The organism is Pseudomonas saxonica (assembly GCF_007858365.1).
Classification (GTDB): domain Bacteria; phylum Pseudomonadota; class Gammaproteobacteria; order Pseudomonadales; family Pseudomonadaceae; genus Aquipseudomonas; species Aquipseudomonas saxonica.
This window is the reverse complement of record NZ_VFIO01000005.1, coordinates 58,042-79,102: the sequence shown is the minus strand read 5'-3', so window position 1 is coordinate 79,102 and position 21,061 is coordinate 58,042. Positions and strand designations below refer to the sequence as shown.

Here is a 21,061-nt window from a genome sequence, read left to right as displayed (position 1 = left end):
GTAACGCTGCAAATCAGCCCCCTCTCCCTCAGGGAGAGAGTTGGGGTGAGGGTGCTTTTCAAGCACTACTCACTCAGCGATTACGAGTCAGCAACGCTGGTTTTTCACCACGTGGACGGTTCGGCAGTTGATCGAGTTGCTCCGGGGTCAGAAAGCGATCGCTCTTCGACTCTTTGTGCATGATCTTCGGCTGATTCTCACGAGGCCCCTTCACCGCTGGCTCTTGACGTGAATCATCGCGGGCCGGACGGTTATCGCGACGGGCCTGACCGTCACGCGGAGCGCCGCTACGCGGGCCGCTGCGCTTGGCAGGCGGTGTACCCGTGCTGGCGCCAGTGCCAGTGCGCGGGCCATTCTGGCGGCCTTGCGAAGCGCCACCCGTACGGGCAGGTGCAGAACCCGTAGCCGCTGCCGGAGCGCCTGGGCGGCGACCACGGCTCTGATTGTTCTTGTTCTGGTAAGGGCTGACGTAATCAGCGCGGTTACCAAAGTTATCCACGTCGTCATCACGGAACTCGTCCGGCGCACGATTGGCATCTGAACGAGGCGTCGGCTGGCGCTGCTCACGAGCTGGCTGCGCTTCACGAGGCTTTTGCTCACGCGCCGGGCGCTCACCACGGGCTGCGGCAGGCTTTTCTTTGCCTTTGTCCTTGCCTTTGTCTTTACGACCACCACCGCCGCCGTTACCCGGGCCATCACCACGCGGGCCGCGTGGCGCGTTGCGCGGGTTACGCACATCCGGACGCTCACGCACTTCAGGCTTCTCAGCTTCAACAGCGCTTGAGTCAAAACCCATCAGGTCGCCATCGGCGATTTTCTGCTTGGTCATGCGCTCAATGCTTTTAAGCAGTTTTTCTTCGTCCGGAGCAACCAGCGAGATCGCTTCACCGGAACGACCGGCACGGCCCGTACGACCGATACGGTGAACGTAATCTTCGTCAACATTGGGCAGTTCGAAGTTAACCACGTGCGGCAGTTGGTCGATGTCCAGACCGCGCGCTGCAATATCAGTGGCTACCAGAATGCGTACCGAACCTGCTTTAAAGTCGGCCAGTGCTTTGGTACGAGCGTTCTGGCTCTTGTTACCGTGGATGGCCACAGCGCTCAGGCCGTGTTTGTCCAGGTACTCGGCCAAACGGTTTGCGCCGTGCTTGGTACGGGTGAAAACCAGCACCTGTTCCCAGGCACCTGCGGTGATCAAGTGAGCCAACAGGGCGCGCTTGTGAGTGGCCGGCAGGCGGAAAACACGCTGCTCGATACGCTCAACCGTGGTGTTCGGCGGGGTAACTTCAATACGTTCCGGGTTGCGCAGCAACTTGCCGGCCAGGTCGGTGATGTCCTTGGAGAACGTCGCCGAAAACAGCAGGTTTTGGCGTTTGGCAGGCAGACGTGCAAGTACTTTTTTCACGTCATGGACAAAGCCCATGTCGAGCATCCGGTCGGCTTCATCGAGCACCAGAATTTCAACGTGGGACAGGTCAACACTGCCTTGACCGGCCAGGTCGAGCAATCGACCCGGGCAGGCAACCAGTACGTCAACACCGCGCGACAGCGCTTGAACTTGCGGGTTGGTACCCACACCGCCGAAGACGCACGCACTGACGAACTTCAAGTCGCGGGCATAAAGCTTGAAGCTTTCGTGCACTTGGGCGGCGAGTTCGCGAGTCGGGGTCAGGACCAGCACGCGGGGTTGGCGTGGGCCGTGGCGTTGGGATTTGTCGGGGTGGCCGTTGGGAAACAGCTTTTCCAGGATAGGAAGCGCGAAACCGCCTGTCTTGCCTGTACCTGTCTGAGCCGCAACCATCAAATCGCGACCTTGCAACACGGCGGGAATGGCCCGCTGTTGCACCGGAGTAGGCTCGGTGTAGCCCGCAGCTTCAATGGCACGGACTAAAGCCTCGGAGAGACCGAGGGAAGCAAAGGACATGAGAAATCCTGTTCTAGTTAGGGCTTGGCCCAAAGGGATAGTCTTGCCTGGCGTGAATCGCGTTTAAGGTGACGCAATCCCGTCCGGTCCTGCTCCAGTCCTGAAGGCCCATTCATGCCGCTCGCGCTGGCTGTAAGCTGCGCCGTAACGGGAGGTTGAATGCCTTGTACAAGGACGAGCGGCCGGGCGTAAGCCTGGCGGAAAACCCGGAGTATAACAGAGCAATCACGGCGCGCCGATTTCATGCAGCTGAACGGTTTTAATGCCTCAGCCCACAAGCGGTCGCGCAGCCACTTCAGGGGTTGGCGGTCAGGACGGGCCATCATCGCTGGCATCGAGAGAAGATTTGAAGCGCGGCGAGCAGGCGCCTGAGCTAAAGGCTAAAGCCGGTGCGCTTCAAATACATGTTCTTGTTCGGGTTACGGATCTGGTGGAGAACAAATGAACCTTACCATCCTCCAACACGGCAGCCTAAAACCCTAATAATTTACAGGCAGACAATCACAGAAATATCATCTATGTCGAACGCGTTTTCTGCTTGAAATCTCACAACCACATTATTGTCTGCGTGGTCTGAAAGAATAGGTATCGCCAGTGTATAGACCCCACTTTTATTGATTGCTTGATGAGCGCTGTCGCCCACAGAAACAGTGACACCACCATAAACATTTGAAAGGGTGAAATTAACTTTAACAATGTCTGCTGTATTAAGTGGTCGATCTAGAGTAACGGTCTGTTTGATATGACCCACGCCCGCGATATTCGCTTTGCCATCGACGAACGTAGTAAATCCGTCATAAGTCCAATACTCATCACGGCTTGAAAAATCACCATTTTTGATTACATCCTTCGGCGTGCATACCTTATTCTCAACCTCAAGCCATACGTCATCTAGCACTAAAGAATTAGGGGCTTCGAATTTGAGTGCCAATCGGTCTGAGACCATATCGGCTGGCAGTACGAATGCGATATCGTAATCACCGCCTGAAAGAAAAACTCGATTCCCAACACCTTCTAGAGTGACGGAAAAGGACGCTATCAAATCAGAAACCTTGAACTTAACCCGCACCGCATCATTTTTTTTGAGAGGGGCTTCTAAAACAATCTCTTGCTCAATATAACCTGGCTTGGATATATATTTAACAGTGGCCGTACGGCCATCAAACGTAGCGCCCAAGTGGGTCCACTTATCACCAAAATCTGTAAATTCACCATTCACAATCAAATTAGACATATCTTCACTCTGGCGGTAGGTAATTATTGAATTTTTGATATTAAATCAACCTTCAAACATTCCTACTCTCAGCAATGATGGTATTTATAACCTGATTGAGTTCAGTTAACTGACAGGTAAATCCAATGACGAGAAGTCTCATGCTGCCTTGAAAGACCCATGAAAAATCCCGCCAAAGAAAGACGCCGCTATTTTTACCGCGGCAGCTTCAGGTTGTTCCAGATCGCCAGGCTCGGCTCGGCCTGGTTCAGGGTGTAGAAGTGCAGCCCCGGTGCGCCGCCATCCAGCAGGCGCTCGCACATCTCGCTGATCACTTGCTCGCCAAACGTCTGAATGCTCTGCACATCATCGCCGTAAGCTTCCAGCTGCTTACGAATCCAACGCGGAATTTCAGCGCCGCACGCGTCAGAGAAACGCGCCAGTTTGCTGTAGTTGGTGATCGGCATGATGCCCGGCACCACAGGAATCGTGACGCCCGCCGCCTGCACACGCTCGACAAAACGGAAGTAGCTGTCGGCGTTGAAGAAATATTGGGTGATCGCACTGTCGGCGCCAGCCTGAGCCTTGCGCACGAAGTTGGTGATGTCGTCTTCGAAATTATGCGCTTGCGGGTGCATTTCAGGGTACGCAGCCACTTCGATGTGGAAGTGCTCGCCGGTCTCTTCACGAATGAAGCTCACCAGGTCGTTGGCGTAACGCAGTTCGCCGCTGGCCATGCCCATACCTGAAGGCAGGTCGCCACGCAGCGCCACGATGCGCTTGATGCCCGCTGCCTTGTACTGGTCCAGCAGGCCACGCAAATCGGCCTTGCTGTCACCCACGCACGACAAATGCGGGGCCGCAGGTACTTTTACTTCGCTCTCCAGTTGCAGCACGGTATTGATCGTGCGGTCACGGGTCGAGCCACCGGCACCGTAGGTGCAGGAGAAAAAATCCGGGTTGTAGGTCGCCAGTTGGCGAGCCGTGTTCATCAGTTTTTCATGCCCAGCATCGGTCTTGGTCGGGAAGAACTCGAAGCTGAAACGACGGTCTTGAGACATGGAGATACCCTTGCGTACGCGAAGAGGCAGTGATGGCCCCTGACGCTGAACTCACACACAAAAAAAAGGCGGTCAGTACAAGCCTGGCCGCCTTTCTTTAATCAGTAACGGTAGGTTTCTGGCTTGAACGGACCGTCGACGGTAACGCCGATGTAGTCAGCCTGTTGCTTGGTCAGTTGCGTGACCACGCCACCGAAGCCGCGAACCATTTCCAGGGCTACTTCTTCGTCGAGTTTCTTCGGCAGCACTTCTACGGTCAGACGCTCAGCTTGCAGTTCAGCTGGCAGGTCAGCGTATTTCTGTGCGAACAGGAAAATCTGAGCCAGTACCTGGTTGGCAAACGAGCCATCCATAATGCGGCTTGGGTGACCGGTAGCGTTGCCCAGGTTAACCAGACGGCCTTCAGCCAGCAGGATCAGGTAGTCGTCGTTCTGTGGGTCGAACTCGCCCAGACCAGTACGGTGAACCTTGTGAACCTGTGGCTTCACTTCTTCCCATGCCCAGTTTTTGCGCATGAAAGCGGTGTCGATTTCATTGTCGAAGTGACCGATGTTGCACACCACAGCGCGTTTTTTCAGCGCAGCCAGCATGTTTTTGTCGCACACGTTGACGTTACCGGTGGTGGTCACGATCAGGTCGATCTTGCCCAGCAGCGCAGCGTCGATGCTGGCAGCAGTGCCGTCGTTCTGGCCGTTGATGAACGGCGAAACCACTTCGAAGCCGTCCATGCACGCTTGCATGGCGCAGATTGGGTCAACTTCGGAAACCTTAACGATCATGCCTTCCTGACGCAGCGATTGAGCCGAGCCCTTGCCCACGTCACCGTAGCCAATCACCAGCGCTTGCTTGCCGGACAGCAGGTGGTCAGTACCACGCTTGATCGCATCGTTCAGGCTGTGACGGCAGCCGTACTTGTTGTCGTTTTTGCTTTTGGTGACCGAGTCGTTCACGTTGATCGCCGGGATCATCAGCTCGCCTTTGGCCAGCATGTCCAGCAGACGGTGTACACCGGTGGTGGTTTCTTCGGTCACGCCGTGGATCTTTTTCAGCATGGCCGGGTATTTCTTGTGCAGCAGCTCGGTCAAGTCGCCGCCGTCGTCGAGGATCATGTTGGCATCCCACGGCTCGCCATCCTTAAGGATGGTTTGCTCCAGGCACCACTCGTACTCTTCTTCGGTTTCGCCTTTCCATGCAAATACCGGGATACCGGCAGCAGCGATAGCGGCAGCGGCCTGGTCTTGAGTCGAGAAGATGTTGCACGACGACCAACGCACTTCGGCACCCAGAGCAACCAGGGTTTCGATCAGTACGGCAGTCTGGATGGTCATGTGGATGCAACCCAGAATCTTCGCGCCCTTGAGCGGTTGTTCTGCGGCATACCGACGACGCAGGCCCATCAGGGCTGGCATTTCGGACTCTGCGATAAAGGTTTCGCGGCGGCCCCATTGGGCAAGGGACATATCAGCGACTTTAAAGTCGGCAAAACCAGCAGGCGTGTTTACAGCGCTCATCAAGAGCCTCCATTCGTTTAATCGCGAATGGGCGCCGTTGTGCGTTTAGTGCCTGCCCAGGGAGACCTGAACAAACAACGCCCCATCCGAGCCTGACAGGTTGAACCTGCTGCAGCGCCCCTCGGACAGGTGGCGGGAACGGTACTGGGTAAAAATGACCGTTTTGAAGCGGGGGTGATTATAGCCATCAAGGCAACGGTTCCCAAGGCTTTTTCTTTTGCCTTATCGAGACCATAGTCCAAGCCTAATAGAGCTATGCGCCATGGTCTGACATCATGGTCGCCATCTAAGGCAAGACGGTCAGGAGCGAATATGAATTTCCACACCCGCAAATGGGTTAAACCCGAAGACCTCAACCCAAACGGCACCTTGTTCGGTGGCAGCCTGCTGCGCTGGATCGACGAAGAGGCCGCGATTTACGCCATCGTGCAATTAAGCAACCAGCGCGTGGTGACCAAATACATCTCTGAAATCAACTTTGTCAGCGCCTCGCGTCAGGGCGACATCATTGAGCTGGGCATCACGGCCACCGAATTCGGCCGCACGTCCATTACCCTGACCTGCGAAGTGCGCAACAAAATTACCCGCAAAAGCATTCTGACCGTCGACAAAATGGTCTTCGTCAACCTGGGCGAAGATGGCTTGCCAGCGCCTCACGGCCGTACCGAGATCAAATACGTCAAAGACCAGTTCCAGGATGACAATCAGGCGTGATGCACGTAGCCTCGTAGCAGTTGCCGAAGGCGACGTCCGATTGCGAAGCGATCGTAAAACCTGAGCACGCCGTTCGGCTGAGAATTGCGTACTCAAATTTTACGCCGACTGCGTCGCCGAACGCAGCCTGCGACAGCGGCTACAGGGCAACAAATGAACAGCTACAGTCCATACGTGTCGTACATTCACACGCTAATGGTTCTGGAGCCTTATGGACGCGCAAAAGTCAGGCAAAACCCCCAACCTGTCGGCTGAAGAAGAGCACGACGTCACCAAAAACCAACCTCCACGGGCCGCCGTTCTGCACGAAATTATTCGCTTGCAGGGCGATCAGGAACTGGAGCGCAGCATCGCTGCCCTGTTCTGGTCAGCATTGGCCGCCGGGCTGACCATGGGCCTGTCGCTTATGGCCATGGGCCTGCTCAACTCACGCTTACCCAGCGGCGAAGCCTTCAAGGTCATCGCCAGCTTCGGCTATTGCGCGGGGTTTCTGGCGGTCATTCTTTCTCGTCAGCAATTGTTTACCGAAAACACCCTGACAGCCGTGTTGCCGATCATGAGCAAACCCACACTCAAGAATGTCGGCCGATTATTCCGGCTATGGACGGTGGTGCTGGTCGGTAACCTCATGGGCACCTTGCTGGTGGCCTACGTGATGCTTCACCTGCCCATCTTTGATACGCAAACCGACAAGGCCTTTTTAGAAATCGGCCACAAAGTGATGGAAAACGACGTCAGCCAGATGTTCGCCAAGGGCATTATTTCAGGCTGGATGATTGCCACCATGGTGTGGATGATCCCGTCTATGGAGAGCGCCAAGATGTGGATCATCATCCTCATCACTTACCTGATGGCACTGGGCGACTTCACTCACATCGTGGTCGGTACGGCCGAAGTGTCGTACCTGGTCTTTGCCGGCGAACTGCCGTGGAAAGACTTCTGGCTGATCTTTGCCGGCCCGACGCTGGCCGGCAATATCATCGGCGGCAGTTTTATCTTCGCCCTGATCAGCCACGCACAGATTCGCAGCGACACCCAAAAACCTGAACCGGACAGTCAGCAGCCCTGAATCAGATCACGTAATGCGCGATGGCCACAAAATGCAGCAGGCTGCCGGCAATCACGAACAGATGCCAAATGCCGTGGGCATGGCGCAGACGATGATCAAGGGCAAAAAAGATAATCCCCACGGTGTACATCACCCCGCCCGCCGCCAGCCAGACAAAGCCGGCGGTGCCTAGCGCTGCGAGTAACGGTTTGACGGCCACCAGCACAATCCAGCCCATCAGTGCGTAGATGACAATGGACAAGATACGCGCTTCGGAGCGCGGCTTGATCTCTTGCAACATGCCAATCACTGCCATGCCCCAGACGATCCCGAACAGCGTCCAACCCCACGGCCCGTGGAGAGTGACCAGACAGAATGGCGTGTAACTACCGGCAATCAACAAGTAAATAGACAGGTGATCGCACTTTTGCATGATCACCTTCGATCGCCCGCGCACGCTGTGATACACAGTCGACACGGTGTACAGCAACACCAGCGTGACCCCATAGATCGCAACACTGATGATCTTTTGCGGGCTGCCATCCAACGCCGCCATAACCAACAACCAGATACTGCCCGCTGCTGCCAGCACTGCCCCGACCAAATGCGTCCAGGCGTTCAATTTTTCGCCGTGATACATGTGCAACATCCTCAAGAACTGATAGTGCGTCTGTGTCACTTTGTAACTATATAAGGGTCAGGGTTGCGACATCAAAGGGCAATGCGCCGATGGTCGAGGGCAGCGGGCGGCCTTTTCCGCCGTTATAGAAATCCAGCGATGCCCCTCACCGGGCTAATTGGCTGAGCGCTCAAGGTCTATGCGCTCATTCCCGAGCTTGAGCCAGCCCGCCACCCATCACCCACCTCTCCAGCGCCTCCAGGTCCGGAATCTTCGCCACATGATCACCGACTTGCACGGCGGCAAGTTCCAACGCGCTGAGGTGCACATCAACAAAACTCAACTGGCTGTCCACTTTGTAAGAGCGCGGAATGCCCTGCACCACTATGGCGATGAATTTGAAGTCGGGGTTGCCGCCCAAGGTGTTGAGGATGACGATGCGCGCCCGCTCACCAATCACCAGCGAGCTACCGCACGCAACTTCGAAGCTGATCAGTGGCACGGTGTGGTCACGCCAGTTGATCGTGCGCAGATGCCAGGGCGGGGTATCCCGACTGGGTTCACCGTGCTGCCAGTCAATCAGCTCGGCAATCGCCACGTTGGGCAGCAGCAGGTAGCGGTCCGAAAGCGGCAGCAATAAGCTCGTCAGGCTGCCCACGCGATGATCAAGCATGAAGTGTGCTCCAGTAGGCGATGCGCTCCAGTAACACGCTCTCCTGGTAAGGTTTGCCCAGATAGTCGTTGACGCCGATGGCCATAGCCCGGTTCTGGTGCTTTTGCCCTGTGCGCGAAGTGATCATGATGATCGGCAGGTCTTTAAGGCGCGGATTGTTGCGTACACGGGTGGCCACCTCAAAGCCGTCCATGCGCGGCATTTCGATGTCCAGCAGCATCAGGTCAGGGGTGTGTTCTTCGAGCACGCTCATGGCATCGACGCCGTCTTTGGCGGTGATGACGTTAATGCTGTTGCGCTCCAGCAACCGGCTCGTCACTTTGCGTACGGTGACGGAGTCGTCCACCACCAGCACCAGTAACGGGCGCTCGGCGGGAATGAACTCCAATGCTCCAGTAGCCTCCGGTGGCGCACCGACGATGGGTTGCCGCACCTGATGGGCGCGAAGGAAGGCCAGCAAGTCAAGGATCAGCACCACGCGGCCATCGCCCAGAATGGTGGCGCCCGATACACCTTGCACGGCCGTAAATTGCGGGCCGAGGCTTTTCACCACGATTTCCCTTGAACCGGCCAGCGCATCAACGTGCAGGGCCACACGCTGATCCTGAGAGTGCACCAGCAGCACCGGTTGCGCTTCGTTTTCGCCCCCCGTCCGGGGCTTGCCGACGGTTTGCAGCAGCTCGCCCAGATAACGTAATTGATAGGTCTCTCCGCCGTAGTGATACAGCGGCGGGTTGTGCTGGTAATACCCCTCAAGTTCGTTGGGCATGACCCGCACGATGCGCTCGACGCTGTTTTGCGCGATCGCATATTGCTCATCGGCGCACTGCACCATCAACGCGCGATTGAGCGAGACACTGAAGGGCAGGCGGATCTGAAAATGCACACCCTGCCCCGCCACCGAGTCGATGGTCATGCTGCCACCCAGTTGACGCACCTCTTCGTGCACCACGTCCATGCCCACACCGCGGCCGGAAATCTGGGTGATCTTTTCAGCCGTTGAAAACCCCGGCTGCATGATGAACTGCAACACCTCGCGATCAGACATCAGGGTGTCGGGGTCGAGCAAGCCACGCAGCATGGCTTTGCGCCGAACCGATTCGAGAGGTATCCCGGCACCGTCGTCATGCATGTCGAACACCACGTCGCCGCCTTCATAGGACAGCTCCAGGGTGATATGCCCCTGCTCAGGTTTGCCACTGGCATGGCGAATGTGAGCAGGCTCCAGGCCGTGGTCAACCGCATTGCGCAGCATGTGTTCGAGCGGCGCGACCATGCGCTCCAACACCGTGCGGTCGACTTCGGCTTCGGCATTGATGACATTGAACTCAACCTGCTTGCCCAGCTCATTGGCGACTTGCCGCACGATACGCTTGAGGCGTGGCAGTACGCGCTCGAACGGCACCATGCGAGTGCCCATCAAGCTTTCTTGAAGCTGGGTGTTCATGCGCGCCTGTTTTTGCAGCAACCCATGCGCGTCCTGAATCCGGGCCGACAGCGTGGCCTTGAGGTCGAGCAAGTCCGACGCCGACTCGGACAAAGCGCGAGACAGCTGTTGCAGCAACGAATGTCGGTCCATTTCCAGCGGATCGAATTCATCGTAAGCCACGCCGTCCGCTTCGGTATGCAAGCGGCTATGCAGCCGGCCCTGGGTCTCACTGTCGAGCCGGCGCAGTTGATCTTGCATGCGCTCAAGCGTGGTTTGCATTTCGTTGAGGGCAACATTGCCGTCGTTGACTTGCTGTTCAACGCGACCGCGAATGGTTGAACTCTCACCCGCCAAATTCAACAGGTCTTCCAGCAACTCAGCCGGCACCTTGACGGTGTCCAGCCCCGTACGCTCGCCCTCAACCTGCGGGGTCGGCGGTGCGGGTTCCGACTTGTTTGCCGGGGCCACCGGCTGGGCTTCATGACTGCTGCGTTCGATTTGGCGGATACGCTCAATCAACGCTTGTGGTGAAGGCACCGGCTGGCCGCTGCGCAAGGCGTCGAGCATTTGCGCCAGTTGATCATGGCAACGCTGCAACAACACAAACAGGTCTGTGCAGGGCACGAGAAAGCCTGCCGAGATTTCTTCAAAGAGGGTTTCCAGTTCGTGGGCAAAATCACCAATGGCACCCACTTCAACCATCCGAGCACCGCCTTTGAGGGTATGCAAGTCGCGCAGCAAGTTTTCGACTTCAAGGTGGTTCTGCGGGTCGGCTTGCCAGCGTAACAACGCCGCCCCCGAGCTCTCCAGAATGTCCACCGCCTCTTCAAGGAAAACCGCCACCATCTCGGGATCGGTATCGATGCTCTGTTCAGCGCCCAACTGCGCCGTGGCCGCACTCAACTCAGTGATGCTAAGCCCGCCATCGCGGCGAATCAGGCCAGTGGCGTCTGGTGCCAGGCCTTCATGCAACAGGTCATGCAAGGTCTGAATCAAGGTCGGTTGCGGCTCGATTTCCTGGCCTGCCGCCAATTGATCAAGCATGTTGATCAGGGCTTCATGGGCCATATTGGCCTCATGAAAGAAACGCTCGCTGACCGCAAGGCTGCTCTCTTCAACCGCGCCATACACGTCGAGCAGGGCTTCACACAGCGCATCAATGGGCTGCAAGTCCAGCAAGTGCGCAGACTCTGCCAAGCTGGTCAGCTGGTCCAGCAGCATATCCAGACCTTGCCGCTCATGGGGATGATCACGCCAATGCAGCAGCAAGTCTTCGGCATCGAACAGAATGTCCATGCTCTCGCCCAGGAATTCGGCGATGCGCTGGGGATCTCGCCGTGTCACCACGTCGCTCACCGGCTTGTCGAGCAAGGTAGCCAGACGCTCGTTAATCAAGTGTTCGGCACGGTCGGCCAACGCACGCGCGCCATCAATCTCGGCCAATGGGTCAGTGTCCAGTTGCTGCAGGCCGCAATGAAGCAAGCGCGCAGCTTCGCGCAGGCAATCGATTTCACTGCGTTCCAGCGCAAGATGGTGGGCCTTGTGCTCACGTACCAGATAATCCAGCGCCGTCGCCAGCCGGGCGATGGGCAACACGCCCGCCATAGACGCGCTACCTTTGAGGGTGTGCATGGCCAGTTGTAAATCATCGCTTGCGTAAACTGGCACTTGTTGGAGAGCTTGATCCAGAAAACGCTCAATGCGGGCAAGGTGGGTGTGCGCTTCCTGACCGAAAATATCCAGCAGTTGCGGGTCGATCTCGGTATTTTGCTGCTCGATCAGCAGAGGCTGAGGCTCACCCCGGGACAGGCTGTGTGCTCGCGCCGCCAGTTGATCAATATCTTCGCGTTGCCGCTGGCGTTGCTCGGCAAACTCCTGAATGAGTTCAGGCAGTATCACCAAGGTGTCATCCAACAGTTGGTAGATCCCCGGCCCTGGTGCGACGTTGTGCTCAATCACCCGGTTAAGCAGGTTTTCCACCGCCCAGGCCAGTTCACCCAACACCAACGCGCGCACCATGCGCCCACTGCCTTTGAGGGTGTGAAACCCGCGCCGCAGCTCAGCCAGCGCGGCGCTGTCCGCAGGGTTGGCGACCCATTGCGGCAGGTAGTCATGTAACGTGACCAGCACGTCATTGGCCTCTTCAAGAAAGACCTCCAGCAACTCTTCTTCGATGGCCTCTTCACCCACTGGCGGTGGCAACAGACTCTCGGGGACGTGTTGCGCCTGCGGGTTGAGCGTTGACACAGGACGGGCCAACACATCGGCCAACGTGTGCACCACGTCTGGATCGTCCAGCGCCTGCAGGTCTTGCATGACCAGTAATTCAATGGGACTCAGGCGATCATTGAGCACGGGGACCTGACGCTCTTTAGGCGCGTAACCCAGTTCGATCAGACTGTTTTCAGCACGGTCGAGCACTTGTTCGCTGGCCGCTCCAGGGTCCTGGGCAATACGTTCCAGATAGTACTCAAGGCTGATCAGCACATCGGCGAGATGATCCGACTGCTTCGTCGCAGGCGCTTCAGTGCCAAGCAACAAGTGCTCGCTTACATAATCGCCACAGGCTTGAAGCAGCCCCGCAGCACGACTCAGCGGGATCATGGCCAACGCACCACGAATTTGCGTCAACAACTGCGGCACGGGCTGCAAGAGTTGGCTGTCGAGGCCCGCCTCCAGGTAATCGGTGATCAAGTCTTTAACTTCTTCAAGGCCCACACGGGCTTCCTTGATCACCAACTGATGGATCTGCAACAGGTCGGTAGTAGGCAAACGACTTTCTTCGCGCTGTGAAGGCTCCACATTGCCAACCATGCCGGTCAGGGTAGCTTCGACATAAAGCAGCGCCGCGGCGACATCCATCAACACCGCATCGGTAGGGTCACGCTGGCCTTGAGCGACACTCTGCAACTCCGCCAGTTGGTCAATGATGACTTTACGTGGCTGCCCGAAACCCAGCACGGCCAAAGTGTCGGCAATCTGGCGCAAGGGTGCCATCAGGCTGCTCAGGTCTGAGACATGTTGGCGGTCGCTGCGCACGAACAGGTCGAGACGCTCTTTGACCCGCACCAGTTCTTCGCACAACGCCGCGACCACTGAACGCATGGCATCACGGTCCGGGCCTGCCAGACGCGCCCGCTCCTCATCGACCATTGCCGCATCCGGCATGGCGTCATCCAGCTCGTAGCGGTTCTTCAGCGCCAGCATTTTGGCCGTCGGCTTTTCAGCTTTGGCGATGTAAAACAGCAAGCTGGTGAGCAGCTCTTCGGGCGCGGGCTGATTCACGCCATCAATGCCTTGCTCCAGCAAGCGCTTAAGCTCTTTGTCGACGTCTTGAAACAGGCTGCGCAAGGCCGGGCTGTTGGGCACCCGACCACGGAGCATGCCGTCAACCAGAGCCGAGGCTATTTGCCACAAAGCATTAAGCGGCGCGTTATGGCAGACGTGCTGAAGCTGGGCGAAAACACCTGCCATCAGCTCAAGGTTGGCTGGCACGTCGTGTTCGTCCTGCACATTCTGCAGCGCGGTGTGCAAGGTGTGGCGCAATACGCGCAACTGACGCGGCCACTGCGCTGGCAGCAAACGGGCCAGTGCGGCCTGGTCCAGTTCAGGCAGTACATGCAAGGGCGGGCTGAACAGATTGGTCTCAGACAGCAGGGTTTCACCGCGAGCCGTGCGTAAATCATTAATCAATGGCAAAACCACGAGCGGCCAGTCGCGACGGGCACTGTGCACACGCTCCAGGTAAACCGGCAACTGACTGAACGCTTGCTGCAACAGGGGCAAGGCCTGGTCAAGCTGGCTGACACGGCCCGCTTGCATCGCGATCACCAACTGCTCCATCTCTTCGGCCAGCAACGCCGCACCGTAGAACTCGACCATCAGCAAGCTGCCATGCACCTGATGGATGCACTCCAGACACTGCGCCAACAGGTCGTCGCCGGGCTGCTGGGCATAGCGGTCCAGCAATGCACGGGCCTGCTTCAAGGTGTCGCAAATTTCGCCTTTAACCCATTCGAGGGCCACGTAATCGTGCCGGTCAACCATAACGACTCCAGTCAGAACTACTGTGGCTCACGGGGCGGGGTAGGCGGCAAGGTGAAGCCCGACACCGAGCGCCGCAATTGGCGGGCCATTTTGGCTAAATTACCAATGCTGTCAGCGGTGGCGGTAGAGCCAGACGAGGTCTGGTTAGTGATTTGCTGAATCACGTTCATGGTCAGGGAGATCTGCGCCGCCGAGCGGGTTTGCTCATGTGCGGCGTTGGAAATCCTTTGAATCAGGTCCGCGAGGTTCTGCGAAACGCCTTCAATCTCCTCCAGCGCAACGCCCGCGTCATGGGCCAGACGGGCACCGCGCACCACTTCGGTGGTGGTTTGTTCCATGGAAATAACCGCCTCGTTGGTGTCCGCCTGGATCGCCCTGACCAAGGTTTCAATTTGTCGCGTGGCTGCTGACGAGCGCTCGGCCAAACGTTGCACTTCGTCAGCCACAACGGCAAATCCGCGCCCGGCGTCGCCCGCCATAGACGCCTGAATCGCCGCGTTAAGCGCCAAAATATTGGTCTGGTCGGCAATGTCGTCAATCAAGCTGACAATATCGCCGATTTCCTGAGATGACTCACCCAAGCGCTTGATGCGTTTGGCGGTGTCTTGAATCTGTTCACGAATGTTGTCCATGCCGTGAATGGTGTTGTGCACCACTTCATTGCCTTTATTGGCAATGGCCACGGAACGCTCAGCCACCGCAGAGGATTCGGAGGCGTTGGCTGACACCTGATCAATGGAGTGGGCCATCTGTTGAACCGCCCCGGATGCTTCGGCAATTTGCTGGGCTTGATGCTCTGAGGCTTCGGCCAGTTGCATTGCGGTGGCCTGGGTTTCCTGCACCGCACCGGCCACTTGGCCAGCGGTCAGGTTAATAGTCGCCACCAGCTCACGCAGTTGGTCAATGGAATAGTTAATCGAGTCCGCAATAGCGCCGGTGAAATCTTCCGTGACCGAAGCGGTTACGGTCAGATCGCCGTCAGCCAAGTCCTCAATCTCATCCAGCAAGCGCATGATCGCGTTTTGGTTGCGCTCGTTTTTCTCGGCGGTTTCACGCAGTTGCCGATTGGTCTCGCGCACCATTACCAGCCCGATGAGGATGATAGACGCCAGCGCCAGCAGCCCCAGAACGTAGCCCCCAATAATGTCCAGATAACGGCTGTTGGCCAGGTTTTCAAACCCATTGGCCAGTACCGAGGCCTCATCGAGCAGGGTCTGCGACAGGTTGAAAATCTGGTCGGCGGCGGCGCGCACATGGGATAGTTGCGGCGACGTTTCCAGAATCTCGTCCACCGAGCCTGAGACGAACTGGAACAGTTCGGCAATCTCCAGCAGGCGGGCGCGAGCATCCTTCTCTTCAACTTCGGAAATCCGCAGCCCCTCATTGCCTTCCAGCATGCCGTTCAACACCTGGCCAAAACGATTGGCGTCCCGGCCAAAGGTACCGGCGGCCTGCGCAGCATTCGCGTCGCCAGCCAGCACGGTATTCACGGCCCCCAGAATTCGCTCGGCCAACAGGGTTTGACGCTGTGCCAACGCCACTTGACCGGCAGGCGCACCCCGCTGCAAAAGAATTTCTACGACCTTTTCATACTCGACCTGTAACTGCGGGATGGTCTCAGCCAATGTGGCGGCCACTTGATGCAGGGACAACACGGTTTGTTCGCTGGCAAGAATGGCGTTGGTGCTGTCGAGTAAATTTTCCCAGTCACGCTGAACGGCCTGCATCTCTTTGTGAACGGCAGAGGGGGCAGGGGGCAGGCCGGTGGCAGGATCACCATGCTTCAAATACCCCCAGCGCTGGCTGAAATCGTTGCGCGCATCGCTCAGTAACTTGAAGGCAGCCGCTTTGCCTGCAGCGGCTTCAGTGGCGTTTTTGGCAATGCGCTGCGACAGCACACGCAACTCACCGGCGTGACTGATGTACTGCTTGTCGTAATTGGTCTGGGTATTGAGGTAAGCAAAGTTGGCAAACAACAGCATGATAAACACGATCAGGGCAACAAACAGCACCATGATCTGCGCACGACTGCGTGAACCTTCCAAGGGTTTGACGCTACGGGTGGTGGTCATCGATCAAGCCCCGAAGGTTGAAACAAAAGGTAAAGCGGGTGGGCCACTCACACGGCTACCGCCCAAAATTGGGGTGCCTGCGCCAAGGCAAACGGGCTGAATACCCACCACGTGGTCTCGCCGGCAAAATGCCCTTTTACATAGGGAGCAAGCAGTGCAGGAGGTAATACCTGCGCAGTGGTATCCAGATCGGCCTGTGCAAAATGCTGCATGCCCAGCACCTCATCAACCTGCAAGCCGACAAACACATCCTTGTATTCCAGCACCAGCACGCGGCGCTGCTTACGGACCTGTGACGAGTCAATGGCAAAAAAGCCGCACAAGTCCATGATCGGCAATAATTGCCCGCGCAGATTGGCCACTCCCCGAACCCAGGGCTTGACCCCCGGTAGTGCGGTGAAACGTGGCTCATGAAGGATTTCGGCGATTTCAGCGATCGGCGCCACACACGTGTACTCGCCGATGCGAAAACCGATGCCGCTCCAGATATTATCCTGTGCCTGGGCAGGCACCAGGCCAGCGGCCAGTGAGCGGCAGCGCTGGTCTATCTCAAGTAGCAGCTCGTAAGCGGTCAGTGAACCGGGCATAAAGACGCAATCACTCGGTCAGAGATAAAACGCGGTTGACCTCTTTGACCAAGGCCTCTTCTTCGACCGGCTTGGTCAAATAGCCCTTCGCCCCTTGGCGGGTGCCCCACACCTTGTCCGTTTCCTGATCTTTGGTGGTCACCATAATGACCGGGATGTTTTGGGTAGTGGAGTCTTTGGTTAACTGGCGAGTGGCCTGAAAACCATTAAGGCCCGGCATCACGATATCCATCAACACCGCATCCGGTTTTTCCTGTCGCGCCAACGCGACGCCATCGGCACCGTTTTCTGCCTTGAGCACGACATGACCGTGCTTTTCCAGCATGGCGGTCAATTTATACATTTCAGTCGGCGAATCATCGACGATCAGAATGCGAGCCATGGTGTTCCCCATTTATCAGGTGAGCGGCCAACGGCCGAGGGTCATTGCGTGCCTGGAGCGATGTTAAAACCGGGTACGTGGGCCTTGATGGCACTCAGCAGTTCATCCCGACTGAAAGGCTTGGTTAAAAATTGATCAGAGCCCACTATTCGTCCCTTGGCCTTATCAAACAGTCCGTCTTTGGACGACAGCATAATGACCGGCGTCAACTTGAACGCCCGGTTGTTTTTGATCAACGCGCAGGTCTGATAGCCATCCAGACGCGGCATCATGATGTCGACAAAAATGATATGCGGATGATGGTCGAAAATTTTGGCCAGCGCATCGAAACCGTCTATGGCCGTAATGACCTCACAACCGACATTCTTCAGCAGCGTTTCAGCCGTGCGGCGGATGGTTTTCGAGTCGTCAATCACCATCACCTTCAAGATGCTGGAATGTATTTCCATATGTGCTCTACCATCGCCACAGCGACCCAATTCGTTACAACTGTTCGGCTTAAAACCCCAACTCCTTGATGGACAAGGGCTGTAAGCACTGTGCGAGCCTTTTTAGCACAGTCTCTACCGGCAATCCATGAACGCGGCCCGAGCAGGCTGGAGCAGGCGTTTTTTTCTTGACCGAGCCCGCGCTCAGCGCCACTCTGACGCCACTTTTCAAAGCCTTTGCGCCCACTATTTACTTGAGGAATTTGCCATGAGCGTTCGAGTCGGGATTGTCATGGACCCTATTGCGGGCATCTCCTATAAGAAGGACAGCTCGCTGGCCATGCTACTGGCCGCACAGGACCGCGGCTGGACATTGTTCTATATGGAGCAGCAAGACCTCTACCTGAACGAAGGTAAGGCCCGGGCGCGGATGAAGCCGCTTAACGTGTTCGCCAACCCTGAAAAATGGTTTGAGCTGGGTGACGAGACCGACACCGCCCTGAGCGATCTGGACGTCATCCTGATGCGCAAGGACCCGCCCTTCGACATGGAGTTCGTGTACTCCACCTATCTGCTCGAACAGGCTGAGCGCGACGGCGTGCTGATCGTCAACAAACCGCAGAGCCTGCGCGACTGCAACGAAAAACTGTTCGCCACGCAATTCACTCAGTGCACACCACCCACGGTTGTCAGCCGCCGCGCCGATGTCTTGCGTGAATTCGCCGCCTTGCACGGTGACGTGATCCTCAAGCCGCTGGACGGCATGGGCGGCACCTCGATTTTCCGCCACCGGGTCGGCGACCCGAACCTGTCGGTTATCCTTGAAACCCTGACGGCCAACGGCACACAGCAAATCATGGCTCAAGGCTACTTGCCGGCGATCAAAGACGGCGACAAGCGCATCCTGATGATCGACGGCGAACCGGTGGATTACTGCCTGGCGCGCATTCCGGCCCAGGGCGAAACCCGTGGCAACCTGGCGGCAGGCGGTCGTGGAGAAGCCCGGCCATTGAGCGAAAAAGACCGCTGGATCGCCGCACAAGTTGGCCCGACCCTGCGTGAAAAAGGCCTCTTGTTCGTCGGCCTGGACGTAATCGGTGAGCACCTGACCGAAATCAACGTCACCAGCCCGACCTGCATCCGCGAAATCGACAACGCCTTCGGTACCAACATCGGCGCCCTGCTGATGGATGCGATCGAGCGCAAACTCGCCGCACGCTGATCTGCACACGTAAGAACAGGACCAACATTGCGCTATCATGCGCAACCCGTGAACAACGCGATGTTGGTCTTTCTGTTATGACACTCCCCAGCGACCTGCCCCCTGAACTGAGCCAAAGCGGCGTGCGCGCAGCTGACCGACTGGGTTTTACCCTGTTTGTCGCGGCGCTGATTCACATCGCCGTGCTTCTGGGAGTGGGCTTCAGCATGAGCGAGCCTAAACAGATCAGCAAAACCCTGGAAATCACCCTCTCGACCTTTAAAAGCGACAAAGCCCCGGAAAAAGCTGACTTTCTGGCCCAGGACAATCAGCAAGGCAGCGGCACTCTGGACAAGAAAGCGGTGCCTAAAACCACCGAAGTTGCGCCGTTCCAGGACAACACCGTGAAAAAGGTCACGCCGCCCCCGGCAGCCAAGCCTGAGCAACCCCAGGCCGCGCCCAAGCCGTCAGTGACCACCGTGGCCCCCAAGCCGAAAAAAGCCGCCAGCGAACCGCACAAGGTCAAAACCGAAGCGGCGCCCAAAGCCAACATTCCCACGTTTGACAGTTCTCAACTGTCCAGCGAGATTTCCAGCCTCGAAGCCGAACTGGCCAATGACCAGCAGCTCTATGCCAAGCGCCCCAAGATTTACCGCATGAGTGCAGCCTCAACCATGCGCGACAAAGGTGCCTGGTACAAAGAGGACTGGCGCAAGAAAATCGAACGTATCGGCAACCTGAACTACCCGGAACAGGCACGTCGCGAGAAAATCTACGGCACCCTGCGGTTGCTGGTGTCGATCAATCGCGACGGCTCGCTGCACGAAGTGCTGGTGCTTGAGTCCTCCGGGCAACCGCTACTGGATCAAGCCGCACAACGCATCGTCAGGCTGGCAGCACCATTTGCGCCGTTCACCGGCGACCTGGCAGACATAGACCGGCTGGAGATTATCCGCACCTGGAAGTTTACCCAGGGCGACCGGTTATCGAGTAATTAGCAGACAAGGCTTTTATCATCCGCCAACTTGTCAGTTCACGCTGCCAGCGCCACACTAAGGCTCATGAAAAACCACGCCCCGACTTACCTCAAGCACCAATTTCTGATCGCCATGCCGCACTTGGACGATCCGGACTTTGCCCAGACCTTGACCTACATCGTCGAGCACACTGCCAATGGGGCGATGGGGCTGGTGATCAACCGGCCTTCAGACCTCACGCTGGCCGATATTCTGGAGCAACTGCGCCCGGACAAAACACCTTCGCCTTTATGCCAGCATGTACCGATCTACGTCGGCGGGCCGGTGATGGTTGATCGGGGCTTTGTGCTGCATCCTGCCGGCCAAGCATTTGATGCAACCGTCGAGCTTGAAGACGGACTGGCCCTCAGCACCTCGGCCGATGTGCTGTCCAGCATTGCTGACGGCCACGGCCCGCAACGCAGCCTTATTTGCCTGGGCTATGCCGGGTGGGACGCCGGCCAGCTAGAAGCCGAACTCGCCGACAACGCGTGGCTAACCTGCCCGTACGCAGCGCATATCCTCTTTGAAACACCCTGCGAACTGCGCCTTGACGCTGCCGCCAAACATCTCGGAGTCGATCTCAATTTGTTAACCCGTCAAGCAGGCCACTCCTGATGGCCAGCCTTCGTTTACTGCTGGGTTTTGACTACGGCACACGCTCCATTGGTGTTGCTGTCGGCCAGATGATCACCGGCCAGGCACGCGAGTTGTGCAACCTGAAAGCCGAAAACGGCATTCCCAAATGGGAAGAGATCGAAAAGCTGATCAAAGAGTGGCAGCCCGACGCGTTGGTCGTGGGTATGCCCTTGAACATGGACGGCACACCGAGCGAGTTCTGCGCCCGTGCGCAAAAGTTTGCCAACCGCCTCAATGGCCGTTTCAATCTGCCCGTGTTTACCCATGACGAACGCTTGACCACCTTCGAGGCCAAAGGCGAACGCCGGGCACAGGGCGGCCAGCGAGGCAGTTACCGCGATAACCCCGTCGATGCCATTGCCGCCAAGTTGGTGTTGCAAGGCTGGCTCGACGAGCACCCGGCTGAATCTTGAGCCTGATACTGCGTTTGTAATTATGACGCGATCCATTGTTTGCGCCCGCCGCGGCCGGTTTTGCCGCGCGCAGCGTTTAAG

General features: G+C 57.3%; 17 protein-coding genes and 1 riboswitch. Of the genes, 6 read left to right on the top strand and 11 right to left on the bottom strand.

What is annotated here, in order from left to right; translation table 11 throughout:
• Positions 1–73: 73 nt before the first annotated feature.
• From rhlE2 to ahcY, 4 genes are all read right to left on the bottom strand, one after another.
• Positions 74–1,927: an RNA helicase RhlE2 gene (gene rhlE2, locus FJD38_RS14295; RefSeq protein WP_122785469.1), complete on the bottom strand. Its 1,854-nt coding sequence runs from the start codon at positions 1,925–1,927 to the stop codon at positions 74–76.
• 487 nt (positions 1,928–2,414) lie between these two features.
• A complete protein-coding gene (locus FJD38_RS14290) occupies positions 2,415–3,161 on the bottom strand; it encodes a hypothetical protein (RefSeq protein ID WP_122785470.1) in 747 nt (248 codons plus the stop codon).
• Between the two features lie 194 nt (positions 3,162–3,355).
• On the bottom strand, positions 3,356–4,201 hold the full coding sequence (gene metF, locus FJD38_RS14285) for a methylenetetrahydrofolate reductase [NAD(P)H] (protein WP_122785471.1): 846 nt from the start codon (positions 4,199–4,201) through the stop codon (positions 3,356–3,358).
• Between the two features lie 101 nt (positions 4,202–4,302).
• Complete coding sequence (ahcY, locus tag FJD38_RS14280; RefSeq protein WP_122785472.1) at positions 4,303–5,712, bottom strand: adenosylhomocysteinase; 1,410 nt, start codon at positions 5,710–5,712, stop codon at positions 4,303–4,305.
• A gap of 22 nt (positions 5,713–5,734) precedes the next feature.
• Positions 5,735–5,841, bottom strand: a riboswitch (S-adenosyl-L-homocysteine riboswitch).
• A 183-nt stretch (positions 5,842–6,024) separates the two neighbouring features.
• Here ahcY and FJD38_RS14275 point away from each other — a divergent pair.
• Entirely contained in the window at positions 6,025–6,426 is a 402-nt protein-coding gene (locus tag FJD38_RS14275; RefSeq protein WP_122785473.1) for an acyl-CoA thioesterase, read from the top strand.
• Positions 6,427–6,637: 211 nt separating this feature from the next.
• Positions 6,638–7,495, top strand: a complete 858-nt coding sequence (locus FJD38_RS14270) for a formate/nitrite transporter family protein (protein ID WP_122785474.1) — start codon at positions 6,638–6,640, stop codon at positions 7,493–7,495.
• A 1-nt stretch (position 7,496) separates the two neighbouring features.
• Here FJD38_RS14270 and trhA read toward each other — a convergent pair whose 3' ends face one another.
• The 7 genes from trhA to pilG form a co-directional block, all read right to left on the bottom strand.
• The gene (gene trhA / locus FJD38_RS14265; protein ID WP_122785475.1) at positions 7,497–8,114 is read right to left on the bottom strand and encodes a PAQR family membrane homeostasis protein TrhA; all 618 of its coding nucleotides are present in this window, start codon (positions 8,112–8,114) and stop codon (positions 7,497–7,499) included.
• Positions 8,115–8,298: 184 nt separating this feature from the next.
• A complete protein-coding gene (locus tag FJD38_RS14260; RefSeq protein ID WP_122785476.1) occupies positions 8,299–8,766 on the bottom strand; it encodes a chemotaxis protein CheW in 468 nt (155 codons plus the stop codon).
• Positions 8,759–14,242, bottom strand: coding sequence for an Hpt domain-containing protein (locus FJD38_RS14255; RefSeq protein WP_146385862.1), 5,484 nt, complete (start codon positions 14,240–14,242; stop codon positions 8,759–8,761). The genes FJD38_RS14260 and FJD38_RS14255 overlap by 8 nt, the downstream gene beginning before the upstream one ends.
• A gap of 17 nt (positions 14,243–14,259) precedes the next feature.
• Positions 14,260–16,314 carry a methyl-accepting chemotaxis protein gene (locus tag FJD38_RS14250; RefSeq protein ID WP_146385860.1) on the bottom strand — a complete coding sequence of 685 codons (2,055 nt, stop codon included), beginning with the start codon at positions 16,312–16,314 and terminating at the stop codon, positions 14,260–14,262.
• A gap of 47 nt (positions 16,315–16,361) precedes the next feature.
• Positions 16,362–16,901, bottom strand: coding sequence for a chemotaxis protein CheW (locus FJD38_RS14245; protein ID WP_122785479.1), 540 nt, complete (start codon positions 16,899–16,901; stop codon positions 16,362–16,364).
• Positions 16,902–16,911: 10 nt separating this feature from the next.
• The gene (gene pilH, locus FJD38_RS14240; protein WP_122785480.1) at positions 16,912–17,283 is read right to left on the bottom strand and encodes a twitching motility response regulator PilH; all 372 of its coding nucleotides are present in this window, start codon (positions 17,281–17,283) and stop codon (positions 16,912–16,914) included.
• A 41-nt stretch (positions 17,284–17,324) separates the two neighbouring features.
• Positions 17,325–17,732, bottom strand: a complete 408-nt coding sequence (gene pilG, locus FJD38_RS14235; protein WP_122785481.1) for a twitching motility response regulator PilG — start codon at positions 17,730–17,732, stop codon at positions 17,325–17,327.
• Positions 17,733–17,979: 247 nt separating this feature from the next.
• Here pilG and gshB point away from each other — a divergent pair, with 247 nt between their 5' ends.
• The 4 genes from gshB (at position 17,980) to ruvX (ending at position 20,980) form a co-directional block, all read left to right on the top strand.
• Positions 17,980–18,933 (top strand): glutathione synthase, encoded by a 954-nt coding sequence (gshB, locus tag FJD38_RS14230; protein WP_122785482.1) that lies wholly within the window; start codon positions 17,980–17,982, stop codon positions 18,931–18,933.
• A 77-nt stretch (positions 18,934–19,010) separates the two neighbouring features.
• Entirely contained in the window at positions 19,011–19,910 is a 900-nt protein-coding gene (locus FJD38_RS14225; RefSeq protein WP_122785483.1) for an energy transducer TonB, read from the top strand.
• A 63-nt stretch (positions 19,911–19,973) separates the two neighbouring features.
• Positions 19,974–20,546 carry a YqgE/AlgH family protein gene (locus FJD38_RS14220; protein ID WP_122785484.1) on the top strand — a complete coding sequence of 191 codons (573 nt, stop codon included), beginning with the start codon at positions 19,974–19,976 and terminating at the stop codon, positions 20,544–20,546.
• Positions 20,546–20,980: a Holliday junction resolvase RuvX gene (gene ruvX, locus FJD38_RS14215; RefSeq protein WP_122785485.1), complete on the top strand. Its 435-nt coding sequence runs from the start codon at positions 20,546–20,548 to the stop codon at positions 20,978–20,980. Before FJD38_RS14220 ends, ruvX begins: the two co-directional genes overlap by 1 nt.
• The last annotated feature ends 81 nt before the right edge of the window (positions 20,981–21,061 follow it).